Annotated in this window: 18 protein-coding genes; 11 read left to right on the plus strand and 7 right to left on the minus strand. The window is 46.8% G+C overall.

What is annotated here, in order from left to right; translation table 11 throughout:
• Positions 1–31: 31 nt before the first annotated feature.
• Positions 32–1,459, minus strand: coding sequence for an MFS transporter (locus tag ACSYSK_RS00630; protein WP_491715037.1), 1,428 nt, complete (start codon positions 1,457–1,459; stop codon positions 32–34).
• 314 nt (positions 1,460–1,773) lie between these two features.
• On the opposite strand from ACSYSK_RS00630, the gene ACSYSK_RS00635 reads away from it, so the two are divergent.
• The 5 genes from ACSYSK_RS00635 to ACSYSK_RS00655 all read left to right on the plus strand — a co-directional run bounded on the left by ACSYSK_RS00635 (position 1,774) and on the right by ACSYSK_RS00655 (position 6,445).
• Positions 1,774–2,418: an HAD hydrolase-like protein gene (locus ACSYSK_RS00635; RefSeq protein ID WP_491715038.1), complete on the plus strand. Its 645-nt coding sequence runs from the start codon at positions 1,774–1,776 to the stop codon at positions 2,416–2,418.
• Positions 2,418–3,359 carry an alpha/beta hydrolase gene (locus ACSYSK_RS00640; protein WP_491715039.1) on the plus strand — a complete coding sequence of 314 codons (942 nt, stop codon included), beginning with the start codon at positions 2,418–2,420 and terminating at the stop codon, positions 3,357–3,359. Before ACSYSK_RS00635 ends, ACSYSK_RS00640 begins: the two co-directional genes overlap by 1 nt.
• Positions 3,360–3,493: 134 nt before the next feature.
• On the plus strand, positions 3,494–4,693 hold the full coding sequence (locus ACSYSK_RS00645; RefSeq protein ID WP_491715040.1) for a quaternary amine ABC transporter ATP-binding protein: 1,200 nt from the start codon (positions 3,494–3,496) through the stop codon (positions 4,691–4,693).
• Entirely contained in the window at positions 4,693–5,529 is an 837-nt protein-coding gene (locus tag ACSYSK_RS00650) for an ABC transporter permease (RefSeq protein WP_491715041.1), read from the plus strand. The genes ACSYSK_RS00645 and ACSYSK_RS00650 overlap by 1 nt, the downstream gene beginning before the upstream one ends.
• Positions 5,530–5,542: 13 nt before the next feature.
• Complete coding sequence (locus tag ACSYSK_RS00655; RefSeq protein WP_491715042.1) at positions 5,543–6,445, plus strand: glycine betaine ABC transporter substrate-binding protein; 903 nt, start codon at positions 5,543–5,545, stop codon at positions 6,443–6,445.
• 529 nt (positions 6,446–6,974) lie between these two features.
• Here the strand turns inward: ACSYSK_RS00655 and ACSYSK_RS00660 are convergent.
• The 4 genes from ACSYSK_RS00660 to ACSYSK_RS00675 form a co-directional block, all read right to left on the minus strand.
• The gene (locus tag ACSYSK_RS00660) at positions 6,975–7,838 is read right to left on the minus strand and encodes a DNA/RNA non-specific endonuclease (protein ID WP_491715043.1); all 864 of its coding nucleotides are present in this window, start codon (positions 7,836–7,838) and stop codon (positions 6,975–6,977) included.
• Positions 7,839–7,848: 10 nt separating this feature from the next.
• Complete coding sequence (locus ACSYSK_RS00665; RefSeq protein ID WP_491715044.1) at positions 7,849–9,330, minus strand: MDR family MFS transporter; 1,482 nt, start codon at positions 9,328–9,330, stop codon at positions 7,849–7,851.
• A gap of 90 nt (positions 9,331–9,420) precedes the next feature.
• A complete protein-coding gene (locus ACSYSK_RS00670; RefSeq protein ID WP_491715045.1) occupies positions 9,421–11,040 on the minus strand; it encodes an APC family permease in 1,620 nt (539 codons plus the stop codon).
• Positions 11,041–11,125: 85 nt separating this feature from the next.
• Positions 11,126–12,040, minus strand: coding sequence for a helix-turn-helix domain-containing protein (locus tag ACSYSK_RS00675; RefSeq protein ID WP_491715827.1), 915 nt, complete (start codon positions 12,038–12,040; stop codon positions 11,126–11,128).
• 149 nt (positions 12,041–12,189) lie between these two features.
• On the opposite strand from ACSYSK_RS00675, the gene ACSYSK_RS00680 reads away from it, so the two are divergent.
• Positions 12,190–13,212 (plus strand): SufD family Fe-S cluster assembly protein, encoded by a 1,023-nt coding sequence (locus tag ACSYSK_RS00680; RefSeq protein ID WP_491715046.1) that lies wholly within the window; start codon positions 12,190–12,192, stop codon positions 13,210–13,212.
• A complete protein-coding gene (locus ACSYSK_RS00685; protein ID WP_491715047.1) occupies positions 13,209–14,237 on the plus strand; it encodes an ABC transporter substrate-binding protein in 1,029 nt (342 codons plus the stop codon). Before ACSYSK_RS00680 ends, ACSYSK_RS00685 begins: the two co-directional genes overlap by 4 nt.
• Here ACSYSK_RS00685 and ACSYSK_RS00690 read toward each other — a convergent pair.
• Together ACSYSK_RS00690 and ACSYSK_RS00695 are read right to left on the minus strand one after the other, a co-directional pair.
• On the minus strand, positions 14,234–15,010 hold the full coding sequence (locus tag ACSYSK_RS00690) for an ABC transporter ATP-binding protein (RefSeq protein ID WP_491715048.1): 777 nt from the start codon (positions 15,008–15,010) through the stop codon (positions 14,234–14,236). The two genes, ACSYSK_RS00685 and ACSYSK_RS00690, sit on opposite strands and share 4 nt — an antisense overlap.
• Positions 15,003–16,001 (minus strand): FecCD family ABC transporter permease, encoded by a 999-nt coding sequence (locus tag ACSYSK_RS00695; protein WP_491715049.1) that lies wholly within the window; start codon positions 15,999–16,001, stop codon positions 15,003–15,005. The genes ACSYSK_RS00690 and ACSYSK_RS00695 overlap by 8 nt, the downstream gene beginning before the upstream one ends.
• A 127-nt stretch (positions 16,002–16,128) precedes the next feature.
• On the opposite strand from ACSYSK_RS00695, the gene ACSYSK_RS00700 reads away from it, so the two are divergent.
• The 4 genes from ACSYSK_RS00700 to ACSYSK_RS00715 are packed head-to-tail and all read left to right on the plus strand — an operon-like array spanning position 16,129 to position 18,952.
• Entirely contained in the window at positions 16,129–16,542 is a 414-nt protein-coding gene (locus ACSYSK_RS00700) for a molybdenum cofactor biosynthesis protein MoaE (protein WP_491715050.1), read from the plus strand.
• On the plus strand, positions 16,526–16,771 hold the full coding sequence (locus ACSYSK_RS00705) for a MoaD/ThiS family protein (RefSeq protein WP_491715051.1): 246 nt from the start codon (positions 16,526–16,528) through the stop codon (positions 16,769–16,771). Before ACSYSK_RS00700 ends, ACSYSK_RS00705 begins: the two co-directional genes overlap by 17 nt.
• 2 nt (positions 16,772–16,773) lie before the next feature.
• Positions 16,774–17,772, plus strand: a complete 999-nt coding sequence (moaA, locus tag ACSYSK_RS00710; protein ID WP_491715052.1) for a GTP 3',8-cyclase MoaA — start codon at positions 16,774–16,776, stop codon at positions 17,770–17,772.
• A gap of 4 nt (positions 17,773–17,776) precedes the next feature.
• Positions 17,777–18,952 (plus strand): nitrate/nitrite transporter, encoded by a 1,176-nt coding sequence (locus ACSYSK_RS00715; protein ID WP_491715053.1) that lies wholly within the window; start codon positions 17,777–17,779, stop codon positions 18,950–18,952.
• Positions 18,953–19,021: the final 69 nt, after the last annotated feature.

Here is a 19,021-nt window from a genome sequence, read left to right on the forward strand (position 1 = left end):
ATTCTGCCGCGGTTCCATTTTTTCGTAACTCCTATTTTTTCACCAGTCGCCAACCGCTCAACACCGCGGTAACTAAACACAGCAACAGCGAAATGAAAAAGACTACGTGCATGCCATAAATGAAGATTTCTGGTTGCGCGGGTAAGTAAGTCGTGACGTGCGCCCCCTTAGCGTGACTCATGGCCGTAAACAAAATCGTAGTCGCACTCGAAATGCCGATCACCATCCCCAAGTTACGTGACAGCGAATTGATGCTACCAGCGATTCCCAGGTCTTTTGGGGCAACGGAGCCCATGATCAAGGAGTTGTTAGGAGAACTGAAAACGGCACTGCCTAAGCCCATGACGGCGATACTGCCGATAAAAAGCGCCAGCGAAGAATGAAGGTCGCACAGGAAATAGCCGATCTGACTGATCAGTAGTAGCACCAAACCGATAAAAGTAATTAGTTTAGCACCAATCTTGTCGGAAAGACCGCCGGCAAGTGGCGCGACGAATAGCTGCATGACTGGCAATACCATCAGGATATAGCCGGTTTTATTGGGCGCCAGCTGTAACGCATTTTCGAGGTAAAAAGGTGAAACGACATTAAAGAAAAAGTTAGTGACGAAAATCAGTAACGCACACAAAAGACTGACCGAAAAGTCCGGATTTTTAAAGAGTGTGAATTGTAGCAATGGTGCGACTTGGTGTTGTTCAGTGTAGCCAAACCAGATAAAACCGCAGATGCCGACAAGCAATAGCCCGAGGACTAGCGGTGCGTCAAAACCTAACTGCTGTCCCAAAAAGATCTCGCCAAAAATGCCCAGCATGCCGCAAGCTAGACTGGCAGTTCCTTTTTTATCGAGTGGGGCTTTGGTGAAAGTAATGTCTTTAGGCAAGACGAGCGCGCCGACGATGACAGCAAAGATTCCGACTGGAACGTTTAGCCAAAAAATATAACTCCAAGAAAGGTGCGTTAAAATGACCCCACCGATCCCGGGCCCCGCCAGCGAACCAAGAGCGACAAATGAGCCGATCATGCCCAACGCCTGACCGCGTTGTTTGCTGGGGAAAATTTCGGTGATGATCCCGTTGTTAGTCGACATCGTCATGGAAGCACCAAAAGCTTGTAGTGCGCGGGCACACAGTAAAAATAGCAGGTTGACCCTGATCCCTGAGAGTAGTGAACCGCAGATAAAAAAGAGTGCTCCGAAACGAAAGACTTTGATCTTACCGTAAATGTCGCTGAGTTTGCCAAAAAATAAGATCAAGGTACAAATCACGATCAGGTAAAGTGAAGGCACCCATTCGGCTTGGTTCATCGGAATATGAAGGTCGTGACTAATCACGGGTAAAGCAATGTTAACGATAGTTCCATCCAGCGTGGTCATAAAAGTAAATAGCCCAACGGCGACTAGGATCCACCAGCGACGTTTTTGCACCTGCGGGTCGCTCATATAAGTCAGATTTTGCGTCATAGCTAAACTCCTTAGTTTTTGATTAAATTATACGCTTTAACTAGGTGTTGCCAAGGGTAAGTTGAAATTTTAGTTGTCGTTTTTAGTGGCTTCTTGGACGAGGCCGTCAAAAAAGTGTTTCAACGAAATTTTACCTCCGGATGTTTTCTCTCCTTGCAAATACTGAATTTCGCTGCGGATATTTTTGTATTCATGGACGGTTAAGTAAGGATCATTTTATCTATCTGTCTTTTCTTTCACATTGCTTGCCACTTGGATTAGTATTAATATGGTATTAAAGTGACTCAATTACAGCGCACCCGATGGAGGAAAATATGGTACAAAATATCTTTTTTGATTTAGACGGAACAATCATTGAAAGCGGGCCGGGCATCATGCATTCGTTGAAATACGCGTACCAACAAGCGGGGTTACCCGTGCCCTCGACGGCGACGCTGCAAAAATTTATCGGGCCGCCGATGATAGAAAGTCTGGAAAAGTACAGCCAGATCGACGGTACTAGCGATTTGGCACACAAGATGATCACGGCATTTCAGGATTATTACGGACAAACCGGCTGGCAGGAGATGAATGTTTACCCGCAGTTGACAGAAACGTTGGTTAAATTAAATCAGGCTGGCAAGAAATTGTACGTCACGACGGCTAAGCCAGAAGAGCACGCGCGTAAAATTATTGACTACTTGAAGCTAACGGGCCAGTTTCAGGGGATCTACGGCGCGGATTTTAGTGAAAAAATGGCTAAAAAAGACGTGATCGCGCAGGCGTTAGCTCACGATCAGTTGGCTGCACAAGAAACGGTGATGGTCGGGGACCGCGATACGGACGTGCTCGGTGCAAAAGCTAACCAGATCCCAACGATCGGTGTTTTATACGGCTATGGTAGTCGAGAAGAACTACAGCGAGCTGGTGTGATTGCGTTGATCTCTACCCCGCAAGAATTGCTGGCAGAGGTTGGTTGATGAAACGAGCAAAAAAGAAGTGGCAAAGTGTCATCAAAATTTTGGTGGTGGTAATAGTTGCCATTGTTTTGCTAGCCGATTTTGGTGGCGCTTACTACTTGTTTAAGTATGGTTTTAGTAAAAATGGTTTTAGCGCTCGTAATCAAGCACCAACACTGACGACCGCCGAGCGTTGGGCTAAAAATGCGCCTCAACAAGAGTGGCACCAGACCACTAAGGACCATTTACGGCTTACGGCTCGTTATTATCCGGCGGTAACTAAAACGAAGCAAACGATTTTAGTGGCTCATGGCTATGGTGATAATAGTTTAACGATGGGACCGTATATTAAGATGTTTCACCAAGCTGGCTACAACGTGTTGGCGCCAGACGACCGCGCGGCTGGGCGCAGTCAGGGACAGTATTTAGGTTTTGGCTGGCCGGATCGAATTGACATTCAGGGATGGGTCACCCAGATTTTACGCAAAAATGGTACGCGTACTAAGCTGGGCTTATTTGGCGTCAGCATGGGTGCTTCGACTGTGATGTATTATCTGGGCCTACAAGTGCCACACCAAGTCAAATTTGCGGTCGCTGACTGTGGCTACGCGACGATCAAAGGAGAATTGACCCACCAAATGCAGTCGCTGTTTGGCCTCCCGAGCTTTCCGTTATTACCGACGGCGGCTCTTTACGTGCGGCTTTTTGCCCACTACGATCTGTACGCCGCAGATACCGCGCAAACTTTGCGGCATAACAAGGTGCCGTTATTTATCATTCACGGCACACAGGACCGGTTTGTTCCTACTAAAAATGCTCGTATCAACTATCACAATACTCACGGGCCTAAAAAAATCTGGCTAGTCAAGAAAGCGACTCACGCTGAGTCATATCACCAAAAGCCACACCAATACCAGCAACGCGTTTTACGGTGGGCGCAGCGTTATTTCGCCGCTCAATAGCGTAATGACGGGGCTGATAAAGTTAAAATTGAACGGTTGATGATAGCGCTTTAACTCGCTTTTCTTGACTAATATCGTATTTTTTTGAAATAATGGTCGTGTATATATTTCACAGAAATGGAGGGAATATAGTAATGGACGCAAAAATTAAAGTGCAAGTTAAAGACTTAACTAAGATTTTTGGCAAACAAATTCCCCAAGCTAAACAATTACTAAAGGAAGGCAAATCCAAGGAAGAAATTTTAGCACAGACGGGCTGTACTGTCGGGGTGAATCGCGCTAATTTTGACGTTAAAGACGGTGAATTATTCGTGATCATGGGGCTTTCCGGCAGTGGTAAGTCGACGATCATCCGCATGATCAACCGCTTGATCGACCCGACTAGCGGGACCGTTGAGATCGACGGGCAAAACGTGACGACCATGGACAAAGAACAACTACGGGAGTTACGGCAGCAAAAAATTGGGATGGTGTTTCAAAATTTTGCCCTGTTTCCCCACAAAACGGTGTTACAAAACGCGGCTTACGGGCTGGAGTTGAAAAAAGTGGCCGTTGAAAAACGAGAACAAAAAGCCAAAGAAGCTCTCAAGTTAGTTGGATTAGAAGGTTACGACAACCAGTACCCTAGCCAGCTTTCCGGCGGGATGCAACAGCGGGTCGGTTTGGCCCGGGCGCTGGCTAACGATGCGGAAATTTTACTGATGGACGAGGCATTTTCTGCGTTGGATCCGCTTTATCGTAAGGGAATGCAGGATCTGTTATTAGATATCCAAGAAAAAATGCATAAAACGATCATCTTTATCGGCCATGACTTAAATGAGGCGCTGAAATTAGGTGACCGGATCTTGATCATGAGAAATGGTAATGTCGAACAGATTGGCGAACCCGAGGAGATCCTAACGCACCCGGCTAACGATTACGTGACCCACTTTATCGAAGGAGTGGACCGGACGAAAGTCTTAACTACTAGCACCGTAATGACGAAGGCACACGTGGTCAACATTACGAAAGCCGGGCCGCGAGTGGCCTTGCGCCGGATGCGTGACAATGATATTTCTTCGATTTACGTGGTCGATAACGAAAATCGTTTCGTTGGTTTTGCCGATGCGCACGACGTGGCCCGTTTGATCGCTCACGGGAAACGTAACTTGAAGTCGATTTTAAAAACGGACGTGCCGACTACCAAGCCCGACGTGCCGATTACCGATCTGATCAACGAGATCTCTAAAACACCGATCCCGTTTTGTGTGTTAGATGACGATAATCATTTATTAGGGATCATTTTACGTGGTTCGGTACTGGCCGCTATTTCTGGAGAAGAGGTGACTGAATAATGGGACAAATTCCATTAGCCGACTGGGTCAATCGCGGGGTCGATTGGTTAAGCCAGTTTACGGGCTTTTTTAATAGTATCACTGCTTTTTTCCAGGCGATCATCAACGCTTTTCAGTGGGTGTTTGACCTGTTACCTGCGTGGCTTTTTATTATTTTGATTTTAGCGTTTACCTACTGGCTAAAACGTAATGATAAAAAATGGGGCTTTATGTCCTTTGAATTGCTGGGGTTATTGCTGATCTGGAACTTGGGTTACTGGCGTGACATGACGCAAACGCTGACGTTAGTGATCTCTTCGAGTTTGATCGCAATTATTATTGGCGTGCCGTTGGGAATTTTAATGGCTAAGAGCAAGAAAGCGGCGTTAGTGATCAAACCGCTGCTAGATTTTATGCAGACGTTGCCGGCCTTTGTTTACCTGATCCCCGCAGTTGCATTGTTTGGGATCGGCATGGTCCCCGGGGTGTTAGCTTCGGTGATCTTTGCGATGCCGCCGACAGTGCGTATGACTAATTTAGGGATCAGCCAAGTACCCGTTGATTTGATCGAAGCGGCGGATTCGTTTGGTTCGACCAGCTGGCAAAAATTGGTCAAACTGCAATTACCACTGGCTAAATCAACGATCATGGCAGGGATCAACCAAACGATGATGTTAGCCTTGTCGATGGTCGTAATTGCTTCGATGATCGGTGCTTTGGGTCTGGGGACTCAGGTTTACTTTGCCGTTGGTCGTAATGATGCGGGCTCTGGTTTTACCGCCGGTTTGTCGGTCGTGATCGTCGCTATTATTTTGGACCGGATCACACAGGCCTTCAACAAGGAAAATCATGCTTAAGGGGGCGGTATTTGTGAAACGCAGACTGACCTTGATCTTGAGTTGCATGGCAGTTTTAGGTTTGAGTGTCTTTTTAAGCGGGTGTGGGGTACAGCCTCAGGCGTATAACGCACACGAGCCGCTAGGTAAGCAGCTCAACTATACGATCACCGGTATCGACGCTTCGTCCGGCGAAATGGATAAGGCTAATAAGGTTTTGACAGTTTACGGTTTGAAGCAAGATAAGTGGCAGTTGATGCCTAGTTCAACGGCGGCGATGACCAGTACGCTAAAAAAAGCGCTGAAGTATCATGAGCCGATCGTCGTGACTGCTTACCAACCTCACTGGATGTTTTCCGAGTATTCGTTAAAATGGCTCAAGGATCCGAAGAATGTTTTTGGCAAAAATGAACACGAAGCAACGATCGCGCGTCCGGGTCTGAAAAAAGATAACCCGGGAGCCTACCAGTTCTTGCAGAATTTTCACTGGACGCTAAAGGAAGCTCAGCCGGTGATGATGAGCATTCATAACGGGACTTCGCCACAGCAGGCGGCTCGTAAATTTATCAAAACGCACCCGCAACAAGTACAACAGCTCTTGCAAAACGTGCCGGCGGGACACGGTAAAAAGATCAAGTTGGTTTACATGCCGTATGATTACGAAATCGCGGTCAACAACGTCGTTAAGCAGTTGCTAGAAAAGAAGGGTTATGACCCGACGATCCAACAGCTAGACGTGGAGATCATGTGGCAGGCGATCGTGTCCGATAAGGCGGATGCTTCGGTGACGGCGGAATTACCGGCGACACACGCGGTGTTTGCTAAAAAATACCGGGGTAAGTTTGATCTAGTGCGCACGAACCTGAAGGGTGCACGGGTTGGTTTGGCGGTACCGAAGTACATGAAGAATATTAATTCGATAGAGGATTTAAAATAAGCTGCGAAAAGCGACGCTTAGCAGTCGAGGACTAGCCTAGGTCAGCAATAAGTCGGTTTAGGACTTGTTGTTGACCGTAGCTAGACACAGACTGTTGCCGCTTGGAGCGCAATTAAGATCAAGCTACGGAAGCTGGCGGTTAATCGCTGAGGATTAACCTAGCTGGGAAGTAAAGACGCTTAGCAGTCGTTGTCCTTAGGATCTAGGTTGCTGATTTGTTGAGCGCAATTAAAAAATAAGCTGCGAAACAAGTCGGTTAGCAGTCGCAGACTAAGCGGCATCGAACGCAAATCCTGAATTTGGATTTATTGTTCGAGGGCCTAGACTGCTGGTCTACACAGCGTAATTAGACAAGCTATGGGTTAAAACGTAAGCTGCTACCAGCTGCGTAGCGCGATTCAGATTTTAACCATATAAAAAAAGGTACCTAGGACAAAATGTTTTGTCTCAGGTACCTTTTTTCGTGTTTGCATAAACTACAAAACTAGACTAGCACTTGACTGCTAGCCAGTTTGATTCACGCCTTTTCTCAATTAGGCACGCGCATGCTATTGTCGATCTTGCTGGCGCCCGTTGCGTAATTGAATGCGAGGTTGGGTTGGACGTTATAGATGTAACGATTAAAGTGCATCGAATTATCGTCTGCTTTCGCTTGTACCCACACTCCGCGAGCCATCAGTTCGTTATTGCGAAAAACCGGCGTTACCTGGTAGAGGACACGGTGACCATTTTCCAGTGAAGTGCGCACCATGTCTTCGGTTTCTTGCATCAATTTTTGATTGCTGTACGCGGACTGGGTGAAGAGGTTTTGCGGGTTATTTTCACTACCACTCGCACCAGTTTGTGCCTGACCGTTATTGTTGATGTTAAAACTCAGCGTGTAGGCGATCAGGTGTCCCCGATTTTGCGGGTAAATTCGTTGGCCGCGGATTCTTTTAGGCTGATTATGCCAGCCCGTGGGCTTGAAAGTCTGGGCGTCTCTGCCAGCCGACTTGCCTAAATTGTCCTTAGTTAAGTAAGCTGTCGCGCTACCTACCCGGTTCAATTTATCTAAGGAACTAAAGGAGATATGGCCTGCATTGCGATCGAAGGCGGGCAGGTTATTAGGTTGATCGTTATTTAATACCAAGACGGGGGATTTGCTCGGTTGGTAATTTTTAGCCGCCAAACTGTTAACGTTAGCCGCAACATTACTGCTTTGTTGCGGTGCTTGTGGCTTAGTCGGCTGGTTAATGTGCTTGTGTAACTGGTGTAACATGTGGAGCTTAGCTACGTGATGGTAGTGCGGGTGTGCGATCGCTAACGCATTGACCTGTTGTCCGCCTCCGCCGCCCGCCAACAGTGCACTGGCAAATACCAGCACACACAGTAGCTTTTGCCATAGTTTTTTCATTGCAGACTCCTTAATTTTGCTTGGTATTAGTTAGAGGTTTTTGCTTAGTCAAATTAACGAGAAAGGCAAACAAAATACAGCCGACCGCGATCAAGAAGATGTTGTGTAAGCCATTGTGATAAATGTGGCGCATCAACGGGATCAGTTTAGTCGGTAGCTGGTCGATCGTTTGCGGGTTGATCATTTTGTTGAACATATCCATCGTCAAGTGAGCTTCGCGGTGGTCAGCGATCCCCGCCATCAGTGAGCGGTTCATCACCGTCCCGAAAAATGAGATCCCGATACTTTGTGGAAGCGAGCGGGCTAGCGTGTTAAAAGACGTTGCCATCCCGACGTTTTCCGGCTTAACGGTACTTTGAGAGATGATCGTTCCGCTAGTCATGGTGATCCCAAAGCCAGTACCCAAAAAGGCCGAGACGATCAGGAAAACGTAAAATGGCGTGTTGGTGGGCAAAAATGCGATAACGCCACCGGCGATGATCAAAATCGAAGTACTTAAAGCGAGGATCCATTGCGGCGGGATCTTGCTCAGTAAAATTCCGGCTACAAATGAACCGAAGATCCACATTACGGAGCTGGGCGTGACCGCAAAACCAGCGATTGAAGCCGGCAGTCCTAGTAATCCTTGAGTCCACGACGGGATATAAACGTCAAAGGCCATTAAAAAGATGGCGACCATGGCGGTGCCAAGGTTTTGAATGACAAAAGTCCGGTTTTTAAATAGATCGAGTAGCATCAACGGGTCGGGAGCGTGTTTTTCTCGCCGGATAAATAATGACAAGCTGATCACAGCGACGATGACAATGATTGCTAGCGCTAAGAGCTGAATTTTAGTGGCGCTCAGTAATTCGACGGCAAATAAAATGCAGGCGAGAGTCAGTGACAACCAAATGATGCCCTGAAAGTCGATCTTGCCGTGGCGTTCGTGCTTTTCTTCTTTTAAAAAGAAAAAGATCAGCGTAATTGAGATGATCCCGATCGGCACGTTGATGAAAAAGACCCAGCGCCAACTAAAGTGGTCGACGATCAGTCCGCCCAACAACGGTGCGATCACCGAGGCGATGCCCCACGCAGAGTTGTTGATCCCCATGATCTGTGCGCGTTTGTCCGGCGGATAAATGTCGGCGATGATCGTGTTAGAGATCGGTAAAATAGCGCCGGCACCGATCCCTTGGACGGCGCGCCAAAAAATCAGGATCGGCATGTTAGCCGACAAGCCGCTTAACATCGATCCGCCTAAAAAGATCAGCAATCCCACGATAAAGACGGGTTTACGGCCGATTTGATCGACTAGTTTGCCGTAGATCGGAGTGGCCAGAGTATTAGTTAGTAAAAAAATCGAAAAGACCCAGTTCATCAGCGCGATCCCTTTTAATTCACCGACAATTGTAGGCATTGCGGTCGAGACGATCGTCCCTTCCACCGCACTTAAGAAAGTAGCGATGAAAAGTGCTAACGTGACGAGTCCGGTATTAGTTTTTTGTGAACCCAAAGTAAAAACTCCTATCTAAAAAATTGCTATCAAAGTGTCTAACCAATCTATTATAACAATTTTACCCTGGATTAGCACAGTTATTGCAAGTTACTTGTCCGTAACTTGGCGGTTGATCTGCCACGCTGCGGTCAGATCGTCGCCGTTATATGCGCTGGCGACTCCCCAGTAGTAAAAGACTAACCCGATCACTGCGATCACGATAAAGTCAAACGGGTAGCGGATCAAATTTGCTCCCCCAAATTGCTTAGAGCCGATCGCCGACATCACGGCCATTATTAATAGGTAACAAATCAGCCAGCAGCTTCCCTTGAGTGCGGCTTTGAACTGACCACTGTGATTTTTCCATTCGTAATAAGCGTAAAGCGGCATTCCGGCTAGGATCACCAGCATTACCTGCCAGGTAGTTGGAAATTGTCCCCAGTAAATGGCAAGGCTCAACAAAACAAAGGTTAGCGGTGCCCACCAGTTAAGGTGTTTGAGCGTGATCGGGCGTTTCATTTGCGGCGCCAACCTGCGTAACGCTACCGTTGATGTTGGTCCTGTCAGGTAGGCGATCAGAGTCGAAGTCGCGATCACACTGGCTAACTGCCCCCAGTTAGGAAAGATCGTGACTAGAATAATGCTGACGATCGTGCTGGTTATCATCGCTTTATGGGGCGTATGGTATTTATCATCCAGTTGTGTTAAAAAGGCTGGGAGGTGACGGTTGTACGCCATCGACGACAGCGTGCGGCTAGTGGTAGCGACGAAGGCTACACCCGTGCCAAACGGTGAAACGAAAGCATCGATGTACAAGATGATAGACAGCCACTGCAAGCCTAACAGGATAGCAAGGTCGGCGAAAGGAGAATTGAAGTTGATCCCTTGCCAACCGCTGGCGGCTACCAAATGGTGCGGCATGCTACCGATAAAGGTAAATTGTAATACCGTGTATAGAATGGCACTGATCGTCAGTGACAAAATAATAGCACGGCTCATGTTTTTTTGCGGGTTTTCGATCTCACTGCCCATGTTGATCACGGTTTGAAAGGCATCGTAAGAAAAAATGATCCCCGCGCTGGTAGTTGCCGTGAAAATCGCTGCGGTCCCGTGAGGTAGCCAGTTAGCGGTAGTCAAGGTAAAGTTGCGGGCATCAAAGCCAGAACACAGCAGCAAGATCAGGGTCAAAGTCGGAATGATGATTTTAAACCAGGTGATCGTGTTGGAAAACTTAGTCATGAAATTGACCGAAAAATAGTTGATCAGAGTAAAAATAGTGATAAAAAAATAAACAACTAACAATCCCTGCCACGTGATCTTTTGGTTGCCCATCAGGTGGTGCAATGGCGCGGCCCACTTCCAGGGCCACGAACTGAGGTACTGGACGGCAGCTACGGCTTCGATCGGAATGATAGTTTCTAATGAGACCCAATTAGCCCATGCCGCAATAAAACCGAGCAACGAGCCGTGAGTGTACTGGGCAAAACGGCTCATACCACCGCTTTGGGGAAACATCGTACCCATTTCGGTGTAGATAATAGCGGTGATCCCCATAATGACAGCCCCGATGATCCACGAAAAAATAGCGGCCGGTCCGGCTAAATGCGCCCCTTGACCGGCACCAAACAGCCACCCGGACCCGACGATCGATCCTAGGGACAGTAAGGTAAGTGAGGTCAGGCCAATTTTGTGCGATTTAATAGTGAAACCCTCCTTATCAGTTACCATCCTAATTTTGACTGGCAAAATTAAAAAGTCAAGTAAATTTATTCATTTGTTGTTCATCACTGAAATTAAATTTTAAATGAAACCGTTAATCATCGGTAGTTGTGTCCACTTGTTGTGCTACCAGTTTTTGTGCTAATTCTTGTGCCTGATCCAGTAAGATCTGGTTACCGTTGAGGCGTGAAAAGGCCATCGAATCGTTGAGCAAAATTAAAATATCTTGTGGATTGCCGTGTAGCTGCAGTTCATTTAGTGCCCGCCGGTACAAAATTTTAGCGATGTAATAGGTTAGGTGATTTTGGGCACAGACATCGTAACCGTAATCTAACAGCGAATTGCTGACGGAATAATCGCCGATCTCGCCGAAGTAATCGGCGGTGTGAAAGACCATGTTAAGGACGCGCCAGATACTTTTATTGTCACTGAGCGTCACTTGTTGTAACTGGGAGAGTACTTTTTGGAAAAAATACTCGGCCTTGTCGTGTTCACTACGCTGATGATAAACGATCCCGTTGCCAGTATAGGCGAGCAAAGAGAAGATCGTTTGGTGTTTATTGTCCAGTTCACTCAGTATTAAATTAAAGTAATAAAGCGGGTCTTCGGTGGCATCGTGACTTAAAGTTAAGGTGTAGCCTTGAATAAAACAAAATTGCATCTTTTGTTTCCGTTCTAGTTGGGAAAAATCGAGTTGCGTGAGGTCTTTTTGAGCTTCTTGGTACTCACTAGTGATGATTTTAAATTCGGCTTGATCTAAGAGTTTGTCGGTTTCAGACCTAGCGGTAACATTAGTCGGAAAAACTTCGTCTAAACTCAAGTCTAGGCGTGTGCAAAGTTTGGTCAGGACGCGGATCGCTGGGATCTTGCCGGAATGTTCAAATTTACTGATAGTTGCTTGGGTACAAATCCCGCGACATAGCTCGGCTTGCGAGAGTCCGAGCTTTTTACGAGTACGGATGAATTTATCAATGTTGATATTGATGGTAACGACCTTCTTTAACTCAATTTTTAAGTAAGCAGTGCTAAATTTTAATTCCTACTGCCAAGGTTACCACACTTTGACTAGGAGTTAGAGTGCAGTTTAGTAAAAATCCTAATATTTTTACTACGAACTAGCGTTTATACTGAACATGATCAAGTTAAAGGGGTTTTTAAATGAAGAAAACAGACTTAATTCAAGATTTAATAACACGAGCAAATAGACACGCAGAACCACACTGGCTAGTAGAACAGCGCCAACAAGCACTAACTCAACTACTAACTACGTCTGACCAGTTACCGGCTAACGCGCAGCTAGTTTTTACCAAGCAGCGCCCCAGCCGAATTGACGTTACGCTAACGGCGCCAGTCGGTAGCTTGCAAGTCGACGACCTCACAATAGCGGTCAACTTGCCCGACGAGTTGTACGATCAAGGCGTGATTCTGGCCGACATTTTTACGGCGCTGCGCGAACACCCAAACTTAGTGACGCGTTACCTGATGAAAAATGCGCCGGCATCGGCTTTTCATAGCGCCTTTTTTAACGCGGGCCTATTTTTATACGTGCCGCGTAACGTGCAAGTTGCACAGTCGGTGCGACTCAATATCAAGTGTAGCGGGGAATTGCCCGTCAATTTTCATACGTTAATAGTGGTGGAGCGCGGCAGCAGTTTGAACGTTGAACAAGAGATCGTGGGAAATCCAGGTACGCAAAAAGCTACGAGTTTTGACCAAGTCGTCGAATTAGTGGCTAAGTCGAACAGTCAAGTCGATTTTACTACTATTAATACTTTAGCTGAAAACAGCCAAGTCAAAATGATAGAACAAGTCGGGTTGCAGCAAAATGCTAGTTTAAATTGGCAGGTAGCTTCGTTAAATCAGGGAACGGAAAATACCACGTTGAACTTAAACGTCGCGGGCGCCCACAGCCAAGCACAGTTAAAAATACTGGCGCTGGGGCTGACGAAGCGTCGAAAAGAAATTACCGTGCAATTGGCAGGTAAGCAAAAAGATGTGCAGCCCCAAGTATTACGACGAGTCCTTGCGGCTGAGCACGCGCAGATCAAGCTCAGTGGCGCGCAACAGTTGGATTTACCACATGATCGGGCGGCAGTGCAACAGATTTTAGGAACGGATTTTGCTTATACAAAAGGAAAATTAACGAGAATCATGGAAAAATACGAGGAGGATCACTTATGAAAAAAAGCAGATGGCAGTTATTGATAGCGGTGGTAGCTTTTGTGACTATCGTTTTGGTTGGCGGTACCACTAGGGCTGACGCTAGGGTAGTGACCGATATGAGCGGGCAAAAAGTGGAGTTGCCCCAACACGTTGACCGGGTAGCCGACCTTTGGCACGCCAATAATCAGGTCGTTTTGTTGTTGGGAGGCCAAAAAAAGTTGGTGGCAACTACCGACATGATCAAAAATTCTTTTTGGTTTAACCAAGTCGACCCCGCGATCAAAAACGTAACTGCTCCTTTCGGTGGGGAACAGGACTTGCAAGTAGAAACGTTGTTGCAACAAAAACCGGACGTGGTGATCTCTGCTGATCCCAGTCAAGTCGCCGAAGTTAAAAATGCCGGTCTGCCCGTCGTTAACGCGATGTACCAAGACTTTTCCGGCCTGACGCGCTCGGTGAAGCTGACTGCTCAGGTGTTAGGCGGCAAGGCTCCTGCGATCAGCCGCCAGTACGTGAAAGAACTGAACGGCAATATCAACTTAGTTCATAAAAGGGTTGGTGCTCAAAAAAAGAAGCCTAAGGTACTGCACATCGTAGACTCGACGAATTTAAACAAGGTAGATGGAACACATTCGATCATTGATGAATGGATCAAAAACGCGGGCGGTAAGAATGCGATTCGCCAAAAGGGTAATATGATCACCGTTGCAACTGAAAGTATTTTGCATTCAGATCCCGACGTCATCATTGTCGGCAAAACGACCAGCAAAAAAGCCCTAGCGCAGTTAAAAAAGACGCCGGGCCTGAAGAATTTACGGGCGGTCAAACAGGGTAAAGTCTACGGCAATCCCGAAGGAACGTTTCCGTGGGATCGTTACAGTACAGAAGAGGCCTTGCAGGTACTATGGGCGGCTAAATTACTACATCCGCAACAATTTAAGGACTTAAATATGACAACTAAGGTGCAGAGATTTTATCAACGCTACTATCACTATCATTTAAGTACCAAAGAAGCTAAACAGATCTTAACGAATCAGCGTTAAGTAGCAGCGATGCAGTATAAGTGCTGGTTTAGTGAGACCAGTTTTACCGGACAGTTGTAAGTTGCCTGCAGGTTGTGTGCGGTCAATAAGCTGGCGGTAGGTCCGACGGTCAAGTGACCAGCGGTATCAAATAAACCAGTTTTTTGGTTAATAATAAGGGCGTGATTGGGGTCATGAGTAGTGAAAATGATCCCAATCTTTTTTTGTGCCAGTTGTTGTAACAGTTTGATGACTTGGGCCTGCCTGCCAAAGTCGAGGGCGGAAGTTGGTTCATCCATCACTAAAATAGCGGGCTGCTGGACTAGTGCCTTAGCGATATTGACCAGTTGCAGTTGGCCGATACTCAAGGTGTTGAGTACTCGTTCGCGCAGAAAAGTTAAATTTAAGCGGGCTAATTGTTGTTCGGCCAATTGGTAGTCGCTTTTATGCGGGACAGCAGCCAGGTTTGTTAAGTAGGGTGTGCGCCCGGTGACGACGTAATCTAGGACGCTTAACGTAGAATCACTGTGGATATTTTGTGGGACGTAGGCCAGTAGACGCGCACGTTGTTGGTAATTTAGGTGCGCGAGGTCCTGGCCGCAAACGAAAATGTTGCCGCTGTGCGGGCGTAAAAGTCCTAACAAACAGGAGATCAACGTCGATTTACCGCAGCCGTTGGGCCCAAGGATGGTCAAGATTTCTCCGGCCTGGAGGTCAAAAGAAAGTGCGCTAAAGACATCCAGACAGTGGCGGTAATGAAAACTAAGGTCTGTGACGCTTAAAATTTCAGTCATTGGATTTCGCTCCTCGAATCAATAGGTAGATAAAAATCGGGGCACCGACAAAACCGGTGATGATGGTCAACGGAATTTCTGCATTGGAGATACTGCGCGCTAAGGTGTCCGCAAAGATTAAAAAAATTGCTCCGGTCAGGCCGCTGAGTGGCAGTGAATAACGGGTGTTTGCGCCTACGAGTAAGCGGGCGATGTGGGGGATCACCAGTCCTACCCAACTGATCGTGCCACTCAAACAAACGGTCGCACTGGTTAGGATGGTCGCACAGATGATAAGCAATAAGCGTTCCCAGTAAACGTTGACTCCCTGGGACTGAGCATGATTTAACGATAATAAGGTCAAACGCCAGCGTAATAATAACAGCATCAGCAAAGAAACGCCGATCAGCGGCAGTACGACGGTTAAGTTAGTAGGTGTGACTTTGGCTAAGCTTCCTAACTGCCAGTAAACGATACTTTGGAGTTGGGATTCAGGGTCCGCGACGTATTTAAGCAAACCCAAGATGGCCTGCATTAAGCCACTGACTACGATGCCGGACAAGACGAGGTTGAGATTGGTGGACTTGTGCATCAGCTGCGGGATCGCTAGCGTTAAACCCACGGCCGCTAAGCCGCACAAAAAAGCGGCGATTTGGATCCAGTAAGTGGCTAGTCCTAATAGGATCGCTAAAGAAGCACCGATCGCCGCACCGTTTGAAACGCCTAGTAAGTCAGGGGAAACCAACGGATTTTGAAAAATGCTCTGGTAGGTCAACCCGGCGACACCTAATGCGCACCCGGTGACGGCAGCCGCACAGGTGCGGGGCAAACGCAGGTCTAAAATAATGTGGCGTTCAAGCGGGTGACTGTTGGGAGTAATGAAGAAAGTAAGTAGCGTGGTCCCGGGGATGTGGTAGCGTCCGGACAATAGCGAAATTATCAGTAGTAGTAATAATAAGATCGTCATTAAGCTAAAAGTTAGCGTAATTTTTAGTCGTGTTTTGTTAGCCATACGTGTCTAAGTACCTCCGTGCTTATTAGATTAAGTGTATCTTTTTTGTTCTGACCGGATTATTAGGGAAATGACTAATTTTATTCAAATTCTATCGTTGTTAGGATAAAAACGAAGGGAGGCAGACATGTTAGACATCAAGATCTCCAAGGAGCCGTTGGACATCGCCGCTCTTTACGCTAAATTAAAGGCTCCGCAGGTGGGCGGCATCGTGACTTTTGTGGGGACAGTCCGACAGTGGAGTGGCCCCATCGAAACTAAAACGATCGAATACAGTGCTTATCAACCAATGGCACTCGAACAGTTAAAGCGTTTAGCGTTACCGATCAGTGATAAGGGTGCGCGCATTGTGATTGCCCATCGCGTTGGTTTATTGCAGCTGACCGATGAGGCCGTGTTTATCGGCGTAGCTACTCCGCACCGCAAGGAAGCTTTTCAATGGTGTCAGTATTTGATCGATAATTTAAAACAACAAGTACCGATTTGGAAAAAAGAATTTGATACGGACAAGGTTAGGTGGGGAAATGGTGATCAAAGTTAAACTTTTTGCCAATTTACAAGAACAATTCGGCAGTGAGCTTGCGCTAGAGAGCACGGCGGCACTGACTATCAAAGAATTAAAGCAGTTATTAATTAAACAATGGCCCGCACTAGCAGACCAATTACTGCAAGTCAGCATCGCCGTCAACCGTAAATTTGTCAACGATGAATCTATCATAGTTAGTGCTGCTGACGAAGTTGCCTTGATCCCGCCGGTCAGTGGGGGCTAAAGATGGAAAGACTATTTGATCAGTACGACCGGCTACACGATTATGTGCGGATCTCGGTGACGGACCGCTGTAATTTACGCTGTGTTTATTGTATGCCCGAGGAAGGGTTACCGTTTTTACCCACCGAAAAAGTGTTGACGCGTGCTGAAATTACCACGTTGGTCAGAAATTTTGCTGCCTTAGGAGTTTCTAAGGTGCGGATCACGGGCGGCGAACCGTTAGCCCGCACGGATATTGTGGAAATCATCGCCGACATCGCGCAGATCCCTGGGATCACAGACATTGCGGCGACGACCAACGGTTTATATTTAAAGAAAAAGGCAGTCGCACTCAAACAAGCGGGACTGAATCGGTTAAATATTAGCTTAGATACCTTTGTTCCCGAAAAATACCACCAGATCACCCGGGGTGGGCATTTAGAGCAGCTGTTGGCCGGAATCGAAGCTGCCGCTCAGGCTGGATTTGACAACATCAAGATCAACACGGTGTTGATGAAGGGACAAAATGACGATGAGATCTGGGATTTTCTACGTTACACTAAAGACCATCACGTTAACATTCGGTTTATTGAATACATGCCGATCGGTAACGCCAAACGGACGTGGCAGCGCGGCTATGTCAGTTTAGAAGAGGTATTAGCGACTTGTCAGCAACATGGTTTGAGTTATCATCCTTACGTGTTGCCGGGAAATGGCCCCGCGGATAATTATCAGATCGCGGGTTTTGAGGGTAGTTTTGGGTTGATCCACCCGATCAGCAAGAGATTTTGCACGCAGTGTAACAGGCTGCGGATCACGGCGGATGGTTACATTAAAGCTTGTTTGTATTGGAACGAAGAAATTTATATTAGAGACGTACTCGACGACCAAAAACAGTTTAGGAAATTGATTCAGCGGGCGTTAAACAATAAGCCGTTAAATCATGAAATGGCATTAGCGCAACCTGAAAGGATCATCGAGCAAGCGCCGACGTGGCGTCATATGAGTCAAATTGGGGGATAAAATTATGCAAAAAAAGCAGCAAAGAAGTGCATACATTGCACTGACTTTCGCTACGGTAGCGATGATCGTTTGTTTTATGTCATGGTCTAACTTGGCACCACTAGCTAGTCAGTTGACTACGATGTTTCATTTATCCGTAGTTCAAAGAACGTTACTGATCGCAACACCCGTGTTGTTCGGTTCGATCTTACGGATCCCAATGGGAATTTTAAGCGATAAGTATGGTGGCAAAAAAGTTTACCTATGTTTAATGGCCTTTACGTTGATCCCGTTGTTTGCGATCACGAAAGTTCATAGTTTTGGTATGTTGTTAGTCGCTGCATTGTTCGTCGGGATGGCCGGAACTTCGTTTGCAGTCGGAGTTTCGTATGCATCTGCGTGGTTTCCGCCCGAAAAACAGGGACTAGCATTGGGAATCGTCGGTATGGGTAACATCGGAAATGCTGTTGCGGCCTTGACGTTGCCGTCTATCTCACAGTCGTACGGTTTTAGTGCAGTTTATTACACGTTGATGGCTATCACGGTTATTTTAGCGGTGTTATTTGCTATTTTTGCCCAGGAAATGCCCGTGGATAAAAATAAAACCATCGCTTCGGCACTTAAAGTTACTAAAGAAAGCAGTACGTGGTACCTGTCTTTGTTTTATTTCTTAACTTTCGGACTGTTTGTTTCGTTCACTAACCTATTACCGACTTTCTTAGAAACGCTTTTTGACCAGTCACCAATAGTGGCTGGGTTATATTCCGCACTATTTGCGGCGTTATGTACTATTGTGCGCCCAATCGGTGGGGCATTAGCGGATCACAAACGACCGCTGGCGATGCTCCAGTGGATCTTTATTGCCATTACTGTTTTGGCCCTATTTATCATGGTCGTTTACCGTTCGATGCCGTTATTTGTCCTCGGGATCATTGTATTAGGACTCTTCGCGGGTTTAGGCAACGGGATCATCTTTAAAATGGTGCCATACGTTTCCAGTGAAAGCACGGGCGCTGTCACGGGATTTGTTGGTGCGGTCGGCGGCTTAGGCGGCTTTTTCCCACCGTTAGTACTCGGCTGGGTCTATAATCTGACAGGGAGTTATCGCAGTGGTATTTTTTGTTTAGCATTATTCGGCTTGATCTGCTGGTTTGCACTGTGGCGGCATTTTGTCCGCGGCGGTGTTCATATCGTCAAATAATAAAGGAGTGCACGTTAAGTGTTAACAGATAATACGGGGGAGGAATTTTCTCCCATCGAAAATGAAGTG

The organism is Ligilactobacillus sp. ESL1201 (assembly GCF_058503265.1).